The organism is Lacinutrix neustonica, assembly GCF_026625145.1.
Classification (GTDB): Bacteria; Bacteroidota; Bacteroidia; order Flavobacteriales; family Flavobacteriaceae; genus Lacinutrix; species Lacinutrix neustonica.
The window spans coordinates 1,942,484-1,961,781 of sequence record NZ_CP113088.1 but is presented as its reverse complement, the minus strand read 5'-3'; the positions used below and the strand labels follow the sequence as shown (position 1 = coordinate 1,961,781).

General features: G+C 36.4%; 13 protein-coding genes and 6 pseudogenes. 4 read left to right on the top strand and 15 right to left on the bottom strand.

The features are described 5' to 3' along the window. Nucleotides 1-20: 20 nt before the first annotated feature. From aspS to N7U66_RS10755, 9 genes and pseudogenes are all read right to left on the bottom strand, one after another. Nucleotides 21-1,777 (bottom strand): annotated as a pseudogene (gene aspS / locus N7U66_RS10785) (aspartate--tRNA ligase). 70 nt (nucleotides 1,778-1,847) lie between these two features. Next, nucleotides 1,848-2,717, bottom strand: coding sequence for an efflux RND transporter permease subunit (locus N7U66_RS10780; protein ID WP_267678513.1), 870 nt, complete (start codon nucleotides 2,715-2,717; stop codon nucleotides 1,848-1,850). A gap of 55 nt (nucleotides 2,718-2,772) precedes the next feature. Further along, on the bottom strand, nucleotides 2,773-3,399 hold the full coding sequence (locus N7U66_RS10775; protein ID WP_267675337.1) for an efflux RND transporter permease subunit: 627 nt from the start codon (nucleotides 3,397-3,399) through the stop codon (nucleotides 2,773-2,775). A gap of 117 nt (nucleotides 3,400-3,516) precedes the next feature. After that, nucleotides 3,517-5,313: pseudogene (locus N7U66_RS10770) on the bottom strand (efflux RND transporter permease subunit). An 89-nt stretch (nucleotides 5,314-5,402) separates the two neighbouring features. Continuing rightward, entirely contained in the window at nucleotides 5,403-5,879 is a 477-nt protein-coding gene (locus tag N7U66_RS21775) for an efflux RND transporter periplasmic adaptor subunit (RefSeq protein WP_313791167.1), read from the bottom strand. Then, nucleotides 5,836-6,267: an efflux RND transporter periplasmic adaptor subunit gene (locus N7U66_RS21770; protein WP_313791166.1), complete on the bottom strand. Its 432-nt coding sequence runs from the start codon at nucleotides 6,265-6,267 to the stop codon at nucleotides 5,836-5,838. The genes N7U66_RS21775 and N7U66_RS21770 overlap by 44 nt, the downstream gene beginning before the upstream one ends. Beyond that, nucleotides 6,236-6,625, bottom strand: coding sequence for a hypothetical protein (locus tag N7U66_RS21765; RefSeq protein WP_313791165.1), 390 nt, complete (start codon nucleotides 6,623-6,625; stop codon nucleotides 6,236-6,238). Before N7U66_RS21765 ends, N7U66_RS21770 begins: the two co-directional genes overlap by 32 nt. After that, nucleotides 6,606-7,950 (bottom strand): annotated as a pseudogene (locus N7U66_RS10760) (TolC family protein). The gene N7U66_RS21765 and the pseudogene N7U66_RS10760 overlap by 20 nt, the downstream one beginning before the upstream one ends. A gap of 5 nt (nucleotides 7,951-7,955) precedes the next feature. Next, nucleotides 7,956-8,561, bottom strand: a complete 606-nt coding sequence (locus N7U66_RS10755) for a TetR/AcrR family transcriptional regulator (RefSeq protein ID WP_267678511.1) — start codon at nucleotides 8,559-8,561, stop codon at nucleotides 7,956-7,958. A gap of 127 nt (nucleotides 8,562-8,688) precedes the next feature. On the opposite strand from N7U66_RS10755, the pseudogene N7U66_RS10750 reads away from it, so the two are divergent. After that, nucleotides 8,689-9,662: pseudogene (locus tag N7U66_RS10750) on the top strand (polyprenyl synthetase family protein). 18 nt (nucleotides 9,663-9,680) lie between these two features. After that, nucleotides 9,681-10,037 (top strand): hypothetical protein, encoded by a 357-nt coding sequence (locus N7U66_RS10745; RefSeq protein WP_267678477.1) that lies wholly within the window; start codon nucleotides 9,681-9,683, stop codon nucleotides 10,035-10,037. A gap of 31 nt (nucleotides 10,038-10,068) precedes the next feature. Here N7U66_RS10745 and N7U66_RS10740 read toward each other — a convergent pair whose 3' ends face one another. Further along, nucleotides 10,069-10,608, bottom strand: a complete 540-nt coding sequence (locus N7U66_RS10740) for an alpha-ketoglutarate decarboxylase (protein WP_267678476.1) — start codon at nucleotides 10,606-10,608, stop codon at nucleotides 10,069-10,071. Between the two features lie 117 nt (nucleotides 10,609-10,725). Here N7U66_RS10740 and N7U66_RS10735 point away from each other — a divergent pair. Together N7U66_RS10735 and odhB are read left to right on the top strand one after the other, a co-directional pair. Beyond that, a pseudogene (locus N7U66_RS10735) lies at nucleotides 10,726-13,483 on the top strand (2-oxoglutarate dehydrogenase E1 component). Between the two features lie 158 nt (nucleotides 13,484-13,641). Next, a pseudogene (gene odhB / locus N7U66_RS10730) lies at nucleotides 13,642-14,895 on the top strand (2-oxoglutarate dehydrogenase complex dihydrolipoyllysine-residue succinyltransferase). 732 nt (nucleotides 14,896-15,627) lie between these two features. Here the strand turns inward: odhB and N7U66_RS10725 are convergent. Genes N7U66_RS10725 through N7U66_RS10705 form a run of 5 tightly spaced genes read right to left on the bottom strand, consistent with a single transcriptional unit; the run spans nucleotide 15,628 to nucleotide 19,294 of the window. Beyond that, nucleotides 15,628-16,101 carry a LuxR C-terminal-related transcriptional regulator gene (locus tag N7U66_RS10725; protein ID WP_267678475.1) on the bottom strand — a complete coding sequence of 158 codons (474 nt, stop codon included), beginning with the start codon at nucleotides 16,099-16,101 and terminating at the stop codon, nucleotides 15,628-15,630. A gap of 1 nt (nucleotide 16,102) precedes the next feature. Beyond that, entirely contained in the window at nucleotides 16,103-16,270 is a 168-nt protein-coding gene (locus N7U66_RS10720) for a response regulator (protein WP_267678474.1), read from the bottom strand. A gap of 49 nt (nucleotides 16,271-16,319) precedes the next feature. Then, nucleotides 16,320-16,766 carry a retropepsin-like aspartic protease gene (locus N7U66_RS10715; RefSeq protein WP_267678473.1) on the bottom strand — a complete coding sequence of 149 codons (447 nt, stop codon included), beginning with the start codon at nucleotides 16,764-16,766 and terminating at the stop codon, nucleotides 16,320-16,322. Continuing rightward, on the bottom strand, nucleotides 16,723-17,538 hold the full coding sequence (locus N7U66_RS10710; RefSeq protein ID WP_267678510.1) for a CHAT domain-containing protein: 816 nt from the start codon (nucleotides 17,536-17,538) through the stop codon (nucleotides 16,723-16,725). The genes N7U66_RS10715 and N7U66_RS10710 overlap by 44 nt, the downstream gene beginning before the upstream one ends. A 28-nt stretch (nucleotides 17,539-17,566) precedes the next feature. Then, nucleotides 17,567-19,294 (bottom strand): tetratricopeptide repeat protein, encoded by a 1,728-nt coding sequence (locus N7U66_RS10705; RefSeq protein ID WP_267678472.1) that lies wholly within the window; start codon nucleotides 19,292-19,294, stop codon nucleotides 17,567-17,569. Nucleotides 19,295-19,298 lie beyond the last annotated feature (4 nt).

Here is a 19,298-nt window from a genome sequence, read left to right as displayed (position 1 = left end):
CTCGAAGCAGGATTTTTTTATTATGATTTTAAGTTTAGTTTTAAACTTAATTCTTTTAACTGATGATCATCAATTGGTGCTGGTGCATCAATCATCACATCCCGACCCGAATTGTTTTTTGGGAAGGCTATAAAGTCTCTAATAGTTTCCTGTCCGCCAAGAATAGCGACTAATCGGTCTAAACCAAAAGCTAATCCCCCATGTGGCGGAGCACCATATTCAAAGGCATCCATAAGGAAGCCAAACTGTGCTTTGGCGTCTTCATCTGAAAACCCTAAATGCTTCAACATAATCGCTTGCGTCGCTTTATCGTGAATACGTATCGATCCACCACCAATTTCATTACCGTTTAAAACCAAATCATAAGCGTTCGCTTTTACGTCCCCTGGATGGGTATCGAGTAATTCTATTTGCCCTGGTTTTGGTGATGTAAAAGGGTGGTGCATGGCATGATAATGTCCTGTTTCTTCATCCAGTTCTAATAAAGGGAAGTCAATAACCCATAATGGCGCAAATACTTTTGGATCACGCAATCCTAAACGAGTCGCTAGTTCCATACGCAACGCACTTAATTGCGCACGTACTTTATTGGTCTCTCCGGAGAGTACACAGATTAAATCGCCAGGTTTTGCACCGGTTACCTCTGCCCATTTTGCTAAATCCTCTTGATCGTAAAATTTATCTACTGAAGACTTAAAACTACCATCCTCATTAAAACGCGCGTAAACCATACCTAAGGCACCTACTTGTGGACGCTTTACCCAATCAATGAGTTTGTCTATTTCCTTCTCCGGTATAGGTGTTTCCGCCGGGCACTGCAATACCAACCACTAATTCTGCCGTGTTAAACACGCTAAAATCTTTGTGTTGTGCTACGGCATTTAATTCTCCAAATGCCATTCCAAAACGAATGTCTCGGCTTATCGTTTCCGTATAAGCGCATCGCATCATCGTATAGCATTCTTGGGAATTTTTCCACTTCCACGCCGTTCACTTCTTTAAGTAAGTGGCGAGTTAAACCTTCAAATACATTTAAAATATCTTCTTGCTCAACAAAGGCCATTTCACAGTCAATTTGTGTGAATTACGGTTGTCTGTCGGCACGTAAATCTTCATCTCTAAAACACTTTACGATTTGAAAGTATTTGTCCATACCACCAACCATTAGCAATTGCTTAAAGGTTTGTGGCGATTGGGGAAGGGCGTAAAACTCGCCTTCATTCATTCGTGACGGTACCACAAAATCACGAGCACCCTCTGGTGTAGATTTAATTAAGTAGGGTGTTTCCACTTCTATAAAACCATCATTGGATAGATAGTTTCTAACTTCTTGAGTTACTTTTGCTCTAAAAATCAGGTTGTTTTTTACCGGATTACGTCTAATATCTAAATAACGATATTTCATACGAATGTCTTCGCCACCATCGGTTTTGTCTTCTATAGTGAACGGCGGTAAAAGGGCTTGGTTTAAAATAGTTAATTCTGAAACTAAAATCTCAATAGCACCAGTGGGCATATTTGGGTTTTTAGAATCGCGTTCAACCACTTTACCTGTAACTTGGATAACGAATTCACGACCTAATTTTTGTGCGCGTGCCAGCAATTCTTTCGAAGTACGCTCTTCATCAAACACCAACTGTGTGATGCCGTAGCGGTCTCGCAAATCGACCCAAATAATAAATCCTTTATCTCTCGATTTTTGAACCCAACCCGATAAGGTCACTTCTGTATTGATATGTGATGCGGTTAATTCACCGCAGTTATGACTTCTGTACATAATAATTGATTAGAATGCAAAAATAAAAAATCCGAAGTAAAGACTTCGGATTTTGGTGAATCATTTTAGACTATTTATCTAAAACTAAAGGCGTACTGGTTTCGAGTGGCTCTTTTTGCTCTTGATAGGTAAAGACTTCTTTTGTTTCTTCAGAAGACGTCTTTCTTCTAATCCACATTTTTATGCGCATAGATATATAGAATAATATGGGCACCACAATTAGTGTTAAAAAGGTTGCTATGAATAAACCATAGATTACAGTCCAAGCTAGTGGTCCCCAAAAAATCACGTTATCGCCCCCAAAATATATTTTAGGATTGAACTCACTAAACAATGAAAAGAAATCAATATTTAAACCTATAGCTAAGGGGATTAAACCTAGAATAGTGGTAATAGCTGTAAGTAATACGGGGCGTAAACGAGCTTTGCCTGCTAAAATAATAGCGGCTAATAAATCGTCTTTACTTAAGTATTCGTGATCTTCTAAATCTAACTCATTTTTCTTTCTGTCAATTAACAATTGTGCATAATCCAGTAATACCACACCGTTATTTACTACAATACCAGCGAGAGAGATAATACCCATCATGGTCATCATAATAACAAAAGGCGATCCTGAAATAACAATACCACCAAACACGCCTATTAAACTTAGGAAGATGGCAATCATAATGATGGCTGGTTTTGAAATAGAATTGAATTGGAAAATCAAGATTAAGAAAATCAAACCTAAACCGGTGAAAAAGGCGCCCATTAAAAAGGCCATTTGTTTGTTTTGCTCTTCGATTTGACCAGTATAATCAATGCTAATATTCTCTGGTAGATTGTTGAAGTTTTTCATTTCTTCTCTAATCTGTCCCACCGCTGCGGCAGCATCTGTAAAGCCTGGAGCTAGAGCCGAATAAACCGTTACCACTCGTTTTGTATCGCGATGTTTAATCGCACTAAAACCGGAACTGTTTTTTTGCTTGGCGACTGTAGAAATTGGAATCTCTCTAATTTGACCGTGAAGCCATGTCTCTAAAAATTATTTTCTCGTTGAAAATCGCACTTGTATTGTAACGATTGGCTTCATTAAATCGCACGTAGATATCATAATCTTCACCATCTTCTTTGAAAATACCTGCTTTAGCACCAAAAATAGAATTACGTAATTGTTGTCCAACCTGTCCTGAGCTGACACCCAATTCTCCTGCTTTCTCACGATCTACGACCACCTGCATGGCCGGTTTGTCTTTATTCACATCTATTTTTAATTCATCGATGGCCTCAATATTTTTAGAATTGATGAATTCCCGCATCAGTTCTGCAGTATTGATAAGGGCATTGTAATCATCGCCTTCCAATTCAATATTAATTGGTGCACCTGCAGGTGGTCCATTGGCATCTTTTTCTACTGAAATTAAAACGCCAGGATAAATACCTACCAATGACTCTTGTACTTTTTTTAGTAACTCCTGGCTGTCTGCACCATCCCGATATTTGTACTCACGCATGGAAACCGTGATTTTTCCTTTATGTGGCATTTCGGCAGCAGAACCACCATCCGTTTGTGGGTTCCCTGCCCCTTCACCCACTTGGGAAACCGCACTTTCTACGAGTACGTTTTCGCCATCCTGCACGTATTCGGAGCATTAAGCATCTTATATACTTTTTCTTCTATCTCTTTAGTAATGGCATTGGTTCGGTCAATATCTGTGCCTTGAGGATATTCAATGTAAACAATAATTTGATTGGGTTTATTCTCTCGGGAAGAATTCGATTTTTGTGCGTTGAGACGCTACAGAAACTCCAAACGCCATAAAGGCTCCAATAAGTAAAACAAAAGTTAGAATAGAAATAATCGCTGGACGCTTTCCTTTTAAAGCGGTTGATATTTTACCTTCATACCAATTTTCAAGTCTTACTAAGGTTTTGTTTTGAAAACGATTGGCCATACCTCTTAAAACCAAGCGGTATACCCAAAGCATGATAGCTGTAAAGATCATGACAGAACCTAAAGCTCTATAGGTTCCTCCAAACAATAAAATGAGCAAACCGATGCCTCCTATAATAGCCGAAATTCTAATTATTTTATTTATGGGCATTTCTTTATCTTCAATGGTCATGAATTGAGAGACCAAAACGGAGTTAAAGAATATAGCCACGATTAAAGAAGAGCCTAAAACAACAGATAGTGTGATTGGGAAATAGACCATGAATTCACCCATCACACCAGGCCATAATCCTAGCGGAATAAAGGCCGCTACTGTAGTAGCTGTCGAGATGATAATAGGAAATGCAATTTCCCCAATCCCTTTTTTAGCCGCTTCAACGCGAGTCATCCCTTCGTCTTCCATTAATCGGTACACGTTCTCGACTACAACAATACCATTATCTACAAGCATACCAAGCCCCATTATTAATCCAAATAGAATCATCGTATTCATGGTATAGCCTAAGTAGCTTAGTATCATTAATGACATAAACATAGACATGGGTATAGCAAAGCCAACAAATAAGGCGTTTTTAAAGCCTAAAAAGAACATTAAAACCGTAACCACGAGTATAATACCAAAAATGATGTTGTTTACAAGATCATCCACCTGCCCAATGGTTTTAGAGGATTGATCATTAGCGATTGTTACGCGTAAGTTAGATGGAAAAACATCTGTTTTAGCGTTCGCTACAATCGCTTCTATTTGTTCTGCGGCTGCAACCATGTTCTTGCCGGCACGTTTTTTAACATCCAACATGACCACACGATCTCCAAATTCTCTAGCGAAAGTGGTCCTGTCTTTTTCTTTAAAGGTCACAGTAGCTACATCTTTTAAATAAATGGGATTGTTGTTTTCAACTTTTACAACGAAGTCATTTAAATCAGACGGCTTCTCTATTTCACCAATAATGCGTATCGTTCGGCGTTGTCCACTGGTTTTTAAATTACCTGCAGACATCGTCATGTTGCCATTGCCTACAGCCCCAATAACGTCATCAAAATTTACTTTTGAGGCCATCATTTTATAAGTGTCTACTGCAATTTCAACTTCTTTTTCTTGAGCCCCACGGATGTCTACTTTTTTTATTTCATCTAAATCTTCAATTTCATCTTGAAGATACTCCCCAAATTCCTTGAGTTTGGCTACTGGATAATCACCAGTAAATATTGATGTTTAATATGGGTATTTCTTCACTCATACTCAATTCAAAAACATTGGGCTCTACTTTGGCACCGTTAAATGTTGGCCAGTCTTCTCCGAAGTTTCAGAATCTATTTCATCTTTTACTTTTTGCTTCGCTTGTTCTACAGAGATGTTTTCGTCAAATTCCACAATCACCATAGAATAATCTTCCTGCGATGTTGAGGTAATTTCAACAACATTACTCACAGTTTTTAGCTTGTCTTCTAAGGGATCTGTAATTAATTTTTCAATATCTTCAGCCGTGTTTCCTGGGAATAGAGAGCTCACATAGATTTTGGTTTCCTTAATCTCAGGAAAACTCTCACGAGGCATACTAAAATACGCTGAAACCCCTAAGAAGAGAATGAGCGCCATCGCCATATACATGGTCGTTTTATTTTTTATAGCCCATGAAGAGAGGATGAACTCCTTATCTACATTTTTTTTCTTTTTATGCTTTGCCATTATGCCTCCGTATTTTGATTAATAATTTGGACCTTCTGACCATCCTTCACACTTCGTGCGCCTTCTTTAATAATTTCAGCATTGTCTTCGATGCCTTTCAAGACTTCAATAACATCCCCTTGTGTTTTTCCCGTTTCAATAATCACTTTTTCAGCAATCGCGGTATCCCCTTCTTTTTGTTTTAACACATAGATGTATTGCTCTCCTTCAGCGTTTTCTGAAATGATGTTTTGTGGGACTAGTAGTGCCTTTTCATTAGTATAATCGTTAATCTTTAGCTTGGCTGTTAAGTTGGGTTTAATGGTCCCTTTTTTATTAGGTACGGCAATTTCAATATTAAACGTCCGGTTTGCTGGATTGATAAAATTCCCGGTTTGACGTACTTTAGAATTTAAAGTTTCTCCTAAAACAGGAAAATTAACCTCTACATCTTTATTCTTGGTGACGTCTGAAACATAACGCTCTCGGGACATCAACTGAAATATACATATCATTTAAATTTACAATACGCAATAAAGGCGTTTGTCCTGGAGCAACAACACTCCCTTGTTCTGTAATGATATCATCAATAACACCAGAGAATGGTGCGCGAACGGATGTTTTTGCTAACTGACTTTTTAATTGATTCACGGCTTCTACTTGACCTTCATAAGCCGATTTGGCTTGTAGGTATTGAATTTCACTACCAATTTTTTGATCCCAAAGACGTTTTTGACGTTCGTAAGTTGTTTTTGCCAAGTCTGCTTGAATTTGAAATTGCGCGATTTGTTGGCTCATGCCCCCATCGTCAATGCGCGCTAATAATTGCCCTCCGGAAACGTGTTGCCCTTCTTTAACAAGAACACTTCTTAAAATACCACCCATCTCTCGGAGTAATAACTAAATTTTGTTTTGTGGCAACATTACCTTGAAGTTCTAAAAAATGTTCGAATTTTTCAGATTTCGCTGTAAACGTTGTTATTAGTGGTAGTTTTTTTTCAGGCGTTAGCGCATCGATCCTCATATCGATGGTTTTTAATTTTGCACTAATTTCTTGTTGTTGTGCAATGAGTTTGTCACGTTCTGCTTTTACGGCATTAACATCTGTTGCAGAGGCAATATCAAGGGTTTTATTGGTATTGTCTCCACCGCAAGCCGTTAATAATAAAGTGAGAATTAAAATGGCATATATGTTTTTCATTGTAATGTATTTTCCGGATTGATTAATATTTTGGTACTTCATTTAAAACGGTTTCTAATGCGGCCTTTTTGGTTATAACGTCAAGCATGGTTTGTAATAATTCATTTTGAGCTTGGTACAATTGGGTTTGTGCTTGTCTCAGTTCAAAACTTGATGAAATCCCTTCGAAAAATTTCGTCTCGGTTCTTTTGTTCTATCCGTTCTGCCAATGCTAGATTGTCTCTTTTATTGTCATAATCTTCAATGGCAAATTGGTAATCGCTTTTTGCTTTAGCAATTTGAAGTTTGATTTTTTGTTCAATTTCAATCAAATCTGTATTTGATTTATCTAAATTAATTTGAGCACGTTGGGTTGCAGCACTTCGCATCCCTGAACTAAATATTGGGATACTCAAGTTAACGCCAAACAGAGAGGAGCCAAACCAATCTTGATTACTGTTAGTAAATGTAAATGCATCACTAAATGCAGAATAGCCCCCGTTTAAAAAAGCGTTAAGTGTGGGTAATGCTTTGCTTTTTTCAAGTTTCACCATCAAGGCCTTCGCTTCGGTATCATTTTCTGCGATTTGATAATCAATCGTGTTTTTAGGATTTGCATCCATTTCTAATAAACGTAAGGACATGTTTTGAACAGTTAGGGTCTCTAAGTTATCAGTCAAAATCAAAGGGTTATTAACATCCAGGCCAAGCACAATATTGAGCATTTGGTAGGCTAAAGTTTTTAACCTATTCGTATTATTTAAATTACTTTCTATTCCGAGACAAAGTGATTTTTAGTTGCTCAACACTCTCTTCTTCACCTAGACCATTTTCGTAAATTTTTGTGGTTTCAAAAAGGTTTTTTTCTAAGACACTAATATTACGTTCTAAAATATTAGTACTTTCCTCGGCTAATAATACATTGCCATAGGCGTCAATGACGGCTTTTCTAATTTCGAGATCGGTCTTTAATTTGGCGTTTTTAGAAATTTCCGAAACACTTTTGCAGATTGTAAGCCTACTAAATAAGACCCATCAAATAATTTTTGATTTAAAGTAGCAAAAGCAGTAACACTTTGTTTGGTGCCGAAAGTGACCTCTGCAAATTCCCCAGGATTACCACCAAAAAATTCTGCTGGTATCACTTGAACCTGTTGTTTTAGGAAATTTTGGTAGTCAACATTAGCACTAATTTGGGGTAATCCAGTAGCGGTCGTTTCCCATTTTTGTTGTTTAGCGGCTTCAATATCCAAAGCTGCATTTTGTGCGGTACGGTTATTTTCTAAGGCATAATCAATAGCTTCCTGTAGTGTGAAGCTGGTTTTTTCTTCTTGAGAAAATCCAAGAGAAAATGCGAATAAAAATAATAGAATATGAACGTGTTTCATATAGTTTATTGGTGGGTTTTTGTAATAAAATTATTTAATATATTGAATCCTTTTTCTGTCACTATGGCTCGCAAATGGTATTCTAAATAGCTCTCCATTAAATACTCCATGGTATAGGTTTCGGGTGGAAAAAACATGCTGTCTTTAATTCCGGTCATACCCGTGAAATACATTCTCGAAATAAAATCGATATCTATGTTAGGGCGAAAAACACCGGTCTCAACACCTTTTACGAGGCTCTCATGCACAGATTCGTGCATCTTTTCAAACTGTTTGAATTTTAATACTTCATGTATTTCAGGATAATATTTTTTAAGCTGAAATTGAGGCGAGGTTTTTTCGTTTTTTAAATGATGCATCACATACATCTTAATGTCATATAATTCCTCAATAGGGTTAGGCGAAGTGTCACAAATGCCGTCAATACCAGTGCAGATCACATCAAAAAGATTAAAAGCGACAGCTTCCACTAATTTGGTTTTATTTTCAAAATGAACATAAATCGTTTTTTTACTCATGCCCATTTCATTGGCGATATCATCCATGGTCACACTCTTAAATCCTAGATTTAAAAAGAGGTCGCTCGCTTTGTTTATAATTTGATCTTTTATCATAATGAGTGCAAAGATACATAAGGAAACTTTAAAAACATTAAAAGTTTCCTAAGTTTTAATAATTTCTTAACATTAGAATAACTTTCACTTCTATTAATTTAGGATTTTACATTATTTTTGCGGGATGCAAACAACTGAAAACTACCAAAACGAATTAATAGCGTATTTAGACTCATTTACAAAAACCGGAGAGCCTAAAAACCTATACGAACCTGTAAATTATATCCTAAAATTAGGAGGTAAACGTTTGCGACCAGTCCTTACCTTAATGTCTGCCGAAATTTTTGATTGTGATTATAAAAAGGCTTTAGATGCCGCTTTGAGTATTGAAGTGTTTCACAATTTTTCGTTGGTTCATGATGATATTATGGATGCTGCTCCTATACGACGCGGAAAGCAAACAGTTCACGAAAAGTGGGATGTAAATACGGGTATTTTATCGGGAGACGCTATGTTGATTATGGCGTATCAGTTATTTGAAAATTATGAACCACAGAAGTTTCAGGCTTTAGCAAAACTATTTAGTAAGACAGCTTTGGAGGTTTGTGAAGGGCAACAATACGATGTGGATTTCGAAGTGCGTGACGATGTTACTATCCCTGAATATCTTAAAATGATCGAATATAAAACAGCCGTGTTAGTTGGGGCTGCAATGAAGATGGGAGCAATAGTCGCTAGCGCTTCAGAAAGAGATCAAAATAGTATTTACGAGTTTGGAAGGTTGTTAGGTATTGCTTTCCAGTTGCAAGACGACTATTTAGACGCTTTTGGGGACCCGAAACGTTTGGGAAACAAGTAGGAGGCGACATTATTGAAAACAAAAAAACGTATTTATATTTAAAAGCGGTTGCATTTTTAAGTGTTTCAGAGAGCAAACAATTACAACAATTATATAGTGTCAATTTAAAGGATAACGACGAGAAAATTAATACCGTAAAAGCCTTTTTTATATCCAGTGGTTCTGCCGAAACCACAAAAAAAGAAATAGAAAATTACACGAGTAAAGCGTTTTCTGTTTTAGAAACTTTGAGTATTTCTAATGAAAAGAAAATGCTTTTACAACAATTTGGTAACACATTAATGACGCGTAAGGTTTAAATTGTGCGAATAAAAACCATGACATTACCAACTACTTTTGAAGATTTAATAGAAGAAGCTGAGACTTTAGACTTGTATAAAAAACTAATCTTTCAACTTAATAAAGATTTTTTATATGCTAATATTGATTTAGATTTTGAGGTCGAAATTCCACCTTCACAATTAAAATTAGTTTTGCATGAAACAGTATATAAGCTCCTACAACACAAATTTCGCGAATACCTCAATTTACTCTATATCATCGATGTTCCTGAACCTGCCATTAAAGCATTAGCTGGAGATGATACTGTTGCGCTTTCTGCTCAGGTGGCCTTTTTAATATTAAGAAGGGAATGGCAAAAAGTATGGTTTAGAAACAAATATTCTCAACAATAAGTCCTTATGTCATTGGGGATCCCGAGGAGTACTAAAAATAGACCCTAATAAATGGCGCCCAAGGTGTTGCGTAAACACTTTTGTCATTATCATATAATACATCATAGCGTAGACCAATGGTGGCTTGTTGTACGCGGTAACCCATACCAACAAACAAAGCGGGAACCCAGTACGAATCATCTTGGAAAGCCACAGCATCAAAGTTTTGGCTGACGTGATTTTGTTCAAATTCACCTGATAACTGAATCTCCTGAATGGGGTTAAATAAACTAATAACACTACCCCCTAATATTGTAGACTTAAAAGCATTTTTTTGACGATAATAAGTTCCATTTAGCCCAACACCCAATGAGAATTGTCGATTAAAATCGTAAACCGCACTGGGAGCAAGCGTCGCACTAAAAACAGCGTTTCCTATGCTTAATCCAATGCCGCCACCAAACCTTACCTGTTGCCAAAAATTATTTTCTGCTTTAGAGGAATCACCTTGTGAATGTGCAAGCGTGATAAAAATTAACGTAAATACTGAGAAAAGAATATTTTTTAAGACTTTGGTTGGTCTATCTTTCATAATCTTATATTTAGTGAAGTTAAGAGTGTTATAAATATAATAAAAGCATCTCTAATTTTAGATAATGTTGTATTTTTGATGAAATTTTGTTGAAGCGAACACGTCTTAAAGAAAATAATGGATAAATATTCCTTTTTAAACGCAGCACATACAGCATACTTTGCTGATTTATATGAACAATACCAAACAAATCCAGATTCTGTAGAGCCAAGTTGGAGAGCCTTTTTTCAAGGTTATGATTTTGGCAGCGAGAGTTATGGAGTGGATGGTGAAGTAGTAGAATATGATTCTACGCAAATCCCTGGCCAAGTACAGAAAGAATTTCAGGTCGTCAAGCTAATAGATGGCTATAGAAATCGCGGGCACTTATTTACACAAACGAATCCTGTTCGTGACCGTCGTAAATACGCACCAACTTTAGCGATTGAGAACTTTGGTTTAACTGAGCAAGATTTAGGGACTACCTTTAATGCTGGTGAAATTATAGGCATTGGTAAGCAAACGCTTAAAGAGATTATCACTCATTTAGAAAACATCTATTGTAAATCTATTGGGGTGGAGTACATGTATATTCGTAAGCCTGAAGAAATACAATGGATTCAAGATAAGCTGAATATCAATGATAATCAACCTAATTTTTCTTCAGAACAGAAAAAATACATTCTTAAAAAACTAAACGAAGCCGTGTCTTTTGAAAGTTTTTTACACACAAAGTATGTGGGTCAAAAACGTTTTTCTCTTGAAGGCGGAGAGGCTTTAATTCCTGCTTTAGATGCGATGATTGAGAAAGCCGCAGAGTTTGGTGTACAAGAATTTGTCATGGGAATGGCACACAGAGGACGTTTGAGTACGCTAACAAATATCTTTGGAAAATCGGCTAAGGATATTTTTAGTGAATTTGACGGTAAAGATTATGAAGAAGAAGTTTTCGATGGCGATGTCAAGTACCATTTGGGTTGGACCAGCGAACGTAAAACAGCATCCGGAAAAGCCATTAAATTAAGTATTGCACCTAACCCATCCCACTTAGAAACTGTTGGAGCTGTTGTAGAAGGTATTGTAAGAGCAAAACAGGATAAAGAATATAGTGATAATTTTAGTAAAGTTTTACCCATTATAGTTCATGGAGATGCGGCTATTGCAGGTCAAGGTATTGTTTATGAACTGGTACAAATGGCACAACTTGATGGTTATAAAACCAATGGTACCATTCACATTGTGGTAAATAATCAAGTAGGTTTTACAACCAACTATCTAGATGCGCGCTCAAGCACGTATTGTACAGATGTTGGTAAAGTAACCTTGTCACCAGTACTGCATGTTAATGCAGATGATGCTGAAGCTGTGGTACATGCTACGTTATTTGCTTTAGATTTTAGAATGCAATTTAAACGTGATGTATTTATCGACATGTTAGGGTATAGAAAATATGGTCATAACGAAGGTGATGAACCGCGTTTTACGCAACCGAAACTGTATAAAGCTATCGCGAAACACGCCAATCCTAGAGATTTATATGCTCAAAAGCTTTTAGCTGAGGGTATTATTGGAAAAGGGCATGTTAAGGAACTAGAAAGAGAATACAAAGATACATTAGAAGAGAAATTAGAAGATTCCAGGAAAGAAGACAAAACGGTCATCACCGCATTTATGGAATCGGCATGGAAAGATTTTACACGTGTTGATGAATTTGAGATGATGAAAGCGGTGGATACCACAACTTCTAAAAAGAAATTAACCGAAATTACTAAAGTGATTTCAAACCTTCCCAAAGGAAAGAAATTTATTCGTAAAATAGAGCGTCTCATCAATGACCGTCAAACGATGTTTGATGAAAACCGATTAGATTGGTCCATGGCTGAACACTTAGCCTATGGGACCTTATTAGATGAAGGATATGATGTGCGTATTTCTCGGTCAAGATGTAGAACGTGGCACATTTTCACACAGGCATGCCGTGGTTAAAGTAGAAGATAGTGAAGAAGAAATATTGCTTTTAAATCATTTGAATGCTTCGCAAGGTGATTTCTATATCTACAACTCTTTACTTTCAGAATATGGCGTGGTTGGTTTCGATTACGGCTACGCGATGGCAAGTCCGAAAACATTAGTGATTTGGGAAGCACAATTTGGAGATTTTAGTAATGGAGCACAAATCATGTTGGATCAATACATTTCTGCAGGAGAAGACAAATGGAAAACCCAAAATGGCTTGGTCATGTTGTTGCCTCATGGTTATGAAGGCCAAGGTGCAGAGCATTCTTCGGCAAGAATGGAACGGTATTTACAATTATGTGCAAAAGATAACATGTACGTTACAGATTGTACCACGCCGGCCAATATGTTTCATTTGTTAAGACGACAAATGAAATCTAACTTTAGAAAACCATTAATTGTATTTACTCCAAAGAGTTTATTGCGTCATCCAAAATGCGTGTCTACTGTAGAAGAATTTTCAAACGGAAGTTTTAAGACACTTATTGACGACGATCAGGTAACGGCAAGCAAAGTAAAAACATTAGTGTTTCTTACTGGGAAATTCTATTATGACCTTGATGAGAAGCGTGAAGAATTAAAACGTGAGGATGTCGCTTTAGTAAGAATAGAACAATTGTTCCCCTTACCTGCGGAAGAAATACGTAAGGCTATTAAAAAATATAATAAAGCAGACGACATCGTTTGGGCTCAAGAAGAACCAAGGAACATGGGGGCTTATAGTCACATGTTAATGCATTTAGACGAAGCAAAAACCTTTAGGGCAGCTTCAAGACGTCCTTATGGGGCACCAGCAGCAGGAAGTTCGACACGATCTAAAAAGAGGCATCAGGAAGTGATAGATTACGTGTTTGATAAATCGAAAAATAACCAACGATAAGCGTAATAGAGATAGACAGTTAAAAAGAAGGAAGCACTTATAGCTGTATTTTAACTTCTTAAAAAGAGGTCTTTTTCTATTAAATTAAAAAGTATAAAATAAGCGGATTCTAAAGGATATCCTGAAAATAAATAACAACACAATAAAATTATATTACGATGATTTTAGAAATGAAAGTGCCTTCACCAGGCGAGTCTATTACAGAAGTTGAAATTGCAGAATGGTTAGTACAAGATGGAGATTATGTAGAAAAAGATCAAGCCATTGCAGAGGTTGATAGTGACAAGGCAACTTTAGAGTTACCAGCGGAAGCCAGTGGAACCATTACCCTTAAAGCCGAAGAAGGCGATGCTGTTGCCGTTGGGCAAGTGGTGTGCTTAATAGATACCGCAGCTAAAGCCCCTGAAACCTCTACTTATGAAGGTGGTGATGAAGGGAGTAATGAGGATGTAGAAGAAGACTTAGCAAAAGACCAAAAGGCAGTTCCTAATACCCAAAATCATGAAAAAGCACCAAATCCAGCAAAAGGGACTTACGCTTCGGTGTAGCAAGCCCTGCAGCTAAAAAGATTTTAGCTGAAAAAGGCATGGATGCTGCTGCTGTTTCCGGTACTGGAAAAGATGGACGTATTACTAAGGACGATGCTGTAAATGCAGTGCCTTCTATGGGGACTCCAACAGGAGGAACGCGTAGTACTTCAAGAAGTAAAATGTCTATGTTACGTCGTAAAGTAGCGGAACGTTTGGTAGAAGCTAAAAACACGACGGCGATGTTAACGACATTTAACGAAGTGGATATGTCGCCCATTTTTGCATTAAGAAATGAGTATAAAGAGACCTTTAAATCTAAACACGGTGTGGGATTAGGTTTCATGTCTTTCTTTACATTAGCCGTAGTTCGTGCTCTAAAAATGTATCCTGCAGTCAACTCAATGATTGATGGAAAGGAAATGTTATCTTATGATTTTGTAGACGTTAGTATTGCTGTGTCTCGGACCCAAAGGATTAATGGTGCCAGTAATTAGAAATGCTGAAAACCTATCTTTTAGAGGGGTTGAAGCAGAAGTAAAACGTTTAGCCATAAGAGCCCGTGATGGACAAATAACTGTAGATGAAATGACGGGAGGAACATTTACCATTTCTAATGGAGGTGTTTTTGGATCCATGTTATCGACCCCTATTATCAATCCGCCTCAGAGTGGGATTTTAGGAATGCATAATATTGTTGAACGTCCGGTTGCCATAGACGGCCATGTGGAAATAAGACCAATTATGTATGTTGCACTATCATACGATCACAGAATAATCGATGGTAAAGAAAGTGTTGGTTTCCTAGTCGCTGTTAAAGAGGCCTTAGAAAACCCAACAGAACTGCTAATGGATAATGATGTAAAAAGAGCCTTAGAACTTTAAGTTTTTTCTAACGATCATAAATACTAGCGCAACTTATCAAGTTGCGCTTTTTTTATTTAAGGCCCTTTTTTCTTCTAAAAAAAAGCGGCAATAATGTTAATTGAAATCACAATGACTGCGACTATAATAATGCCAATAATAAACGTTCTGTTTTGTGTTGTTTCTTCCATGTTTTTTGGTTTAAGCTGAAATTCTAAGCTATTACAACATAGAGTTTTTTAATAGTTCTCCCTAGGAATCAATTAATAGCGGGGTAAAGGTAAACTACATTTGTGAATTATGAAATACGTGGAAATACGTATATTTCTTTAAAAATAGTGCCGTTTTTAAAATAGAGAGGCTCCACATTATCCCTTAATTAATGTGGAGCCTAATTCTCTGAGGTAATTGATTAATAGCACTGTAAAGATAAAGTGAATTTTGAAATTAAAAAATACGTTGAATTACGTATTTTTTAAGAGTTGGAGTGTCTTAAAAATAGAGAAGCTCCCTATCATCCCTTAATAATAAAGAGCTACATTCTCTATAGTAATTAATAGCACTGTAAAGGTAAAGTGAATTTTAAGTTTTAAATCACGTAGAATTACCTGTTTTTAATTCTAAAGAACGGTATGGTATTAAAAGAGAAGCTCCATATTATCCCTTAATAATATGGAGCTTGAGATCTCTGTCGTAAATGATTAATAGCACTGTAAAGATAAAATCAATTTTAAAATTAAAAAATACGTTGAATTACGTATTTTTCAAAGACTCTTTATTTAAGGTTGCCCAAAGCACCAGAGCGTTATGCGATTTTTCCAACTGTAGCTTCTTTACAATGTTACTCCTGTGTTTTTCTATGGTTCTAACAGAACTATTTAAAATTTCTGCAAGATCTGTATTGGTGTTACTGTCAGCCAAAAGCTGTACAACTTTCATTTCTGTTTTAGTTAATACTTCGGCCAAACCCGAATTGGTATATTTGATTTTAGAATTTAAATAAGAAGCAATTTCCTCACTAAAATAGGGCTCACCACGTTTTACATGTTCAATACAATGTTCAATTTCTTCAATGGCAAATTCTTTTAAAATATAACCATAAACATTAAAAGCTTTGGCTTTATCAAAAAGCGCCTCTTCATTATCAAAGGTGATTAAAATAATTTTAGTTTCTAAAGCATTCTTTTGGCAGTGTTCTGCGACATCAAGACCCGTTAGATAAGGCATTCTAATATCTAGAATAGCAATGTCTCGGTTTGTGCTTTACAATAAGATTATATGCCGCTTGTCCATCTTCTGCACGGCCAAGGATACTATAACCCTTAGATTCAATAAAATCACTAAGCCCTCTTAACATTAAGGGATGATCATCTGCTATTACGATGCTGGGTTTCATGAGGGTTGGAATAGATTAATACGCATATAAAAATAATAAAATTGGGCTATTATAAAGGTTTTAAATAGAGATATTTTTTATCGTAGTCTATAATCGCTTTTCCTTTTTTGAGAACATCGGCACCAATGATGCCATGAACAGGTTTCGCCTTATGAGCAGTTAACGCCGTGTTGACATGAACTAAATCGAATAATACCAGCTTTAATTTTTTTATTTTCCAGCTCCCAATTTTAAGTGTATTGCTGTTAGAAACTTGGGTAAGCATATTTGTTGCTCCAGCTCCAGCGGCTTTAATTTCAGAGTCTTTTACTTTTAAATTAAAGACATTAGTATCTGCAAAACCAATGCAGCTACTTGAGGCGCCTGTATCTAAAATAAACAAACCCTTTACTCCGTTTAAAGTAGCCTTAACTTCAAAATGATTTGTTTTGGTGAGCTTTAATTTTACTTTTTTATACGAGTGATTCAGTAGAAGCTCTTGAAGTTCGTTTTCCATATTTAAATATATTTAACACAAGTAAAAGTACTGCAAATCCAGCGATAACGCCTATAATAAAAATTAAATTTGAGGGACTTTCTTTGGGCTTAATAAGTGCGCCGTGGTATGTAAAGGCACTCCGTAAGTATGGTGATTTTTTTGTGTTTTTAATAGAGGCATCTTTAAGGTACTCGAGTTTTGAGAAATGATTGGCTTCAAAAGCCGACGTGCAATCCGCGTATTTTTCGTAAAACAAAGTCATTAATTGTGAAGTGGAATAATCACTAATTTGCCAAAGAGACAATAAGATGTTTTTTGCACCAGCATATTGAAACCCACGAGCGACACTCATAACACCTTCTCCCCGCTGTGAGACACCAACTCCGGTTTCACAAGCACTTAAAACCACTAAATCTGCTTTTAAATGTAGCGGATACAACTCGTTTAAGTATAGCTTTGTATCTCTAAATTCTATATAGGCCGGCTCTATAAAATCTCCGCTACTGGCGTGAGTAGATAAATGGATAATGTCGAAGCTTTCAGCCTCTGCTAAAAAAGCCTGTTTGGTTGCTTTTTCATTCATTAACAAAGTGACATCCATTTCCTTTTCTAAACTTTTTGCTTCGGTTACAGAGTGTTTTAGTTCCATATTCGAGTTTTCAAATATGGGAAAGACACCTAACGCGTTTTGTGTTGGGCTTGGTTGATCTGTTTTTATATACAAATCGACAGTAGAACCATAAGCCAGATTATGTGATTTTACGACAAAAGGCATATCCCTAAATTGAATGGCATTTGTTTTTTCTGTTAGTAGAGCATCAAAAGGAATAAAATTTAAGAAGCCGTCTCGGAATGATGATGAGGTTCTTTTTATCCTTGACTTGGTTTAATTGTAGTATTTTATACAGTTCAAAGGCATCTTTAGTGTATTGGGGCACATCATTATTTATGGCCGAAGCAGTATTGAAATAGTTAATGAAGTTTGCAATGCTTTTTCTGTTCTTATCGGTTAATGCAATCTTTATTAGTTTGGCTGTTGACTCTGAAATCACAAACTGATAGATGTTTGTTTTCCCGAAGAAATATTCCACTAAAGTCGCGTTGTCTTCCTTCAGTTTTTCTCTAATAGATTTAAAACTTGCTGTTTTAATTACTGTTGGATAACGCTTTTCTATAGCTGTATTTAGTGTTTTCAAGGCCACAGCAATGGTATTTATACTGTCCCGTAAACTATTTATTTTGGATGCTGTTTCCGGCGAATAGGGCATCTTTATTAATTTAAAACGTAAGGCATCTTGAGTGTTGAAAAGATCTTGCTGCCGTAGTAATAAGCCATCCTTAGGATGATTTTCTAAAAGTGATTTTTTATTAATCACGCCTTTTAATATGGCCGCTTTATGTCTTTCTGAAAAACCAAAAGCACGGGCAATATGTATTATACTATCGCTGGAACCTGATAGTTCGTATAACGCAGAAATACAACGCTCGCTGCGATTCCTGTTTTGAGTTAAATTAATGAGCTTGCCTTGTTGATCGGTAATGTTTTTGTCTAATAATTCTGAAACATAAAAACTTAAGTCATAGCATGCCAATGCATTCTCAGGATTGGTTTGTAGCTCAGCCAGCAGATCAAAAATGTCAATAAACGTATTTTCAGCAAAAAGCAGGTCTTTGTGTGGTAAACCATTTTGAACCTTGATCTTAGGAATCAAAATTTTCAAGGCTGTTTGTAAGTGTTCAGCACAGGTGCTTTTGTCCCCTAATAAATAATAAAGTTGCGCTTCTTCGAATTTAAATTTAGCGAGGTCTACAATCGATTGGCTTCTGCTATTTTGATAATGCTTTAACTCATTAAAATGTGCTAAAGCCACGGTATAGTCACCCTTTTGTTTAGATAAAAGATAGACGGCTTGATGTTTTGTAAAACCGGATGCTTCGTTTTGAGTAAGAATCGCGTGATCTGCTAAAGTGTTTTGTGTATTAAGGGCTATTTCACTTTGTGTTTTTAGGAGGTGTAACTCCAGTTGTTTGCTTGATGTTAAGTTTTTAATATGGAGCGCTTTATCAACAATGGCAATGGCAGATTTGTGTTTACCTAATTTCTGATATAAATTCGCGAGATTTTTGGCGCCTTTAATTTGTTGTGAGACGTTGTTGTTTTTCTCAGCGATAAAAAGATACTGTTTAATACTATTTTCAGCATTGGTATAATTGTTTGTTCTATGGTAGAGAATGCCCAAATCTATTAAGCAATACTCAACGATATCAAACTCTAAAACCCTATGTTTTTTATAAAGAGCATAGGCTTTTTCATAAGCTTGAATCGCGTGAGTTATTTGATTGTTTTGTTTTAAGTAATACCCCTTATTAACTAGTAAGTAAATGAATTCATAATACTCATTTTTTGAGGATAGCTGAGGCTCGAAACGCTCGATTTGTTGGTTTAATGTCTGTAATGTTTCCGGATTAGAATGCTCTACAAATACGTCTGTAGCCATTATAATTTGCTGCTCTAAATCTTGTGCTTCACTAAGGCTGAAGGCCAATAAT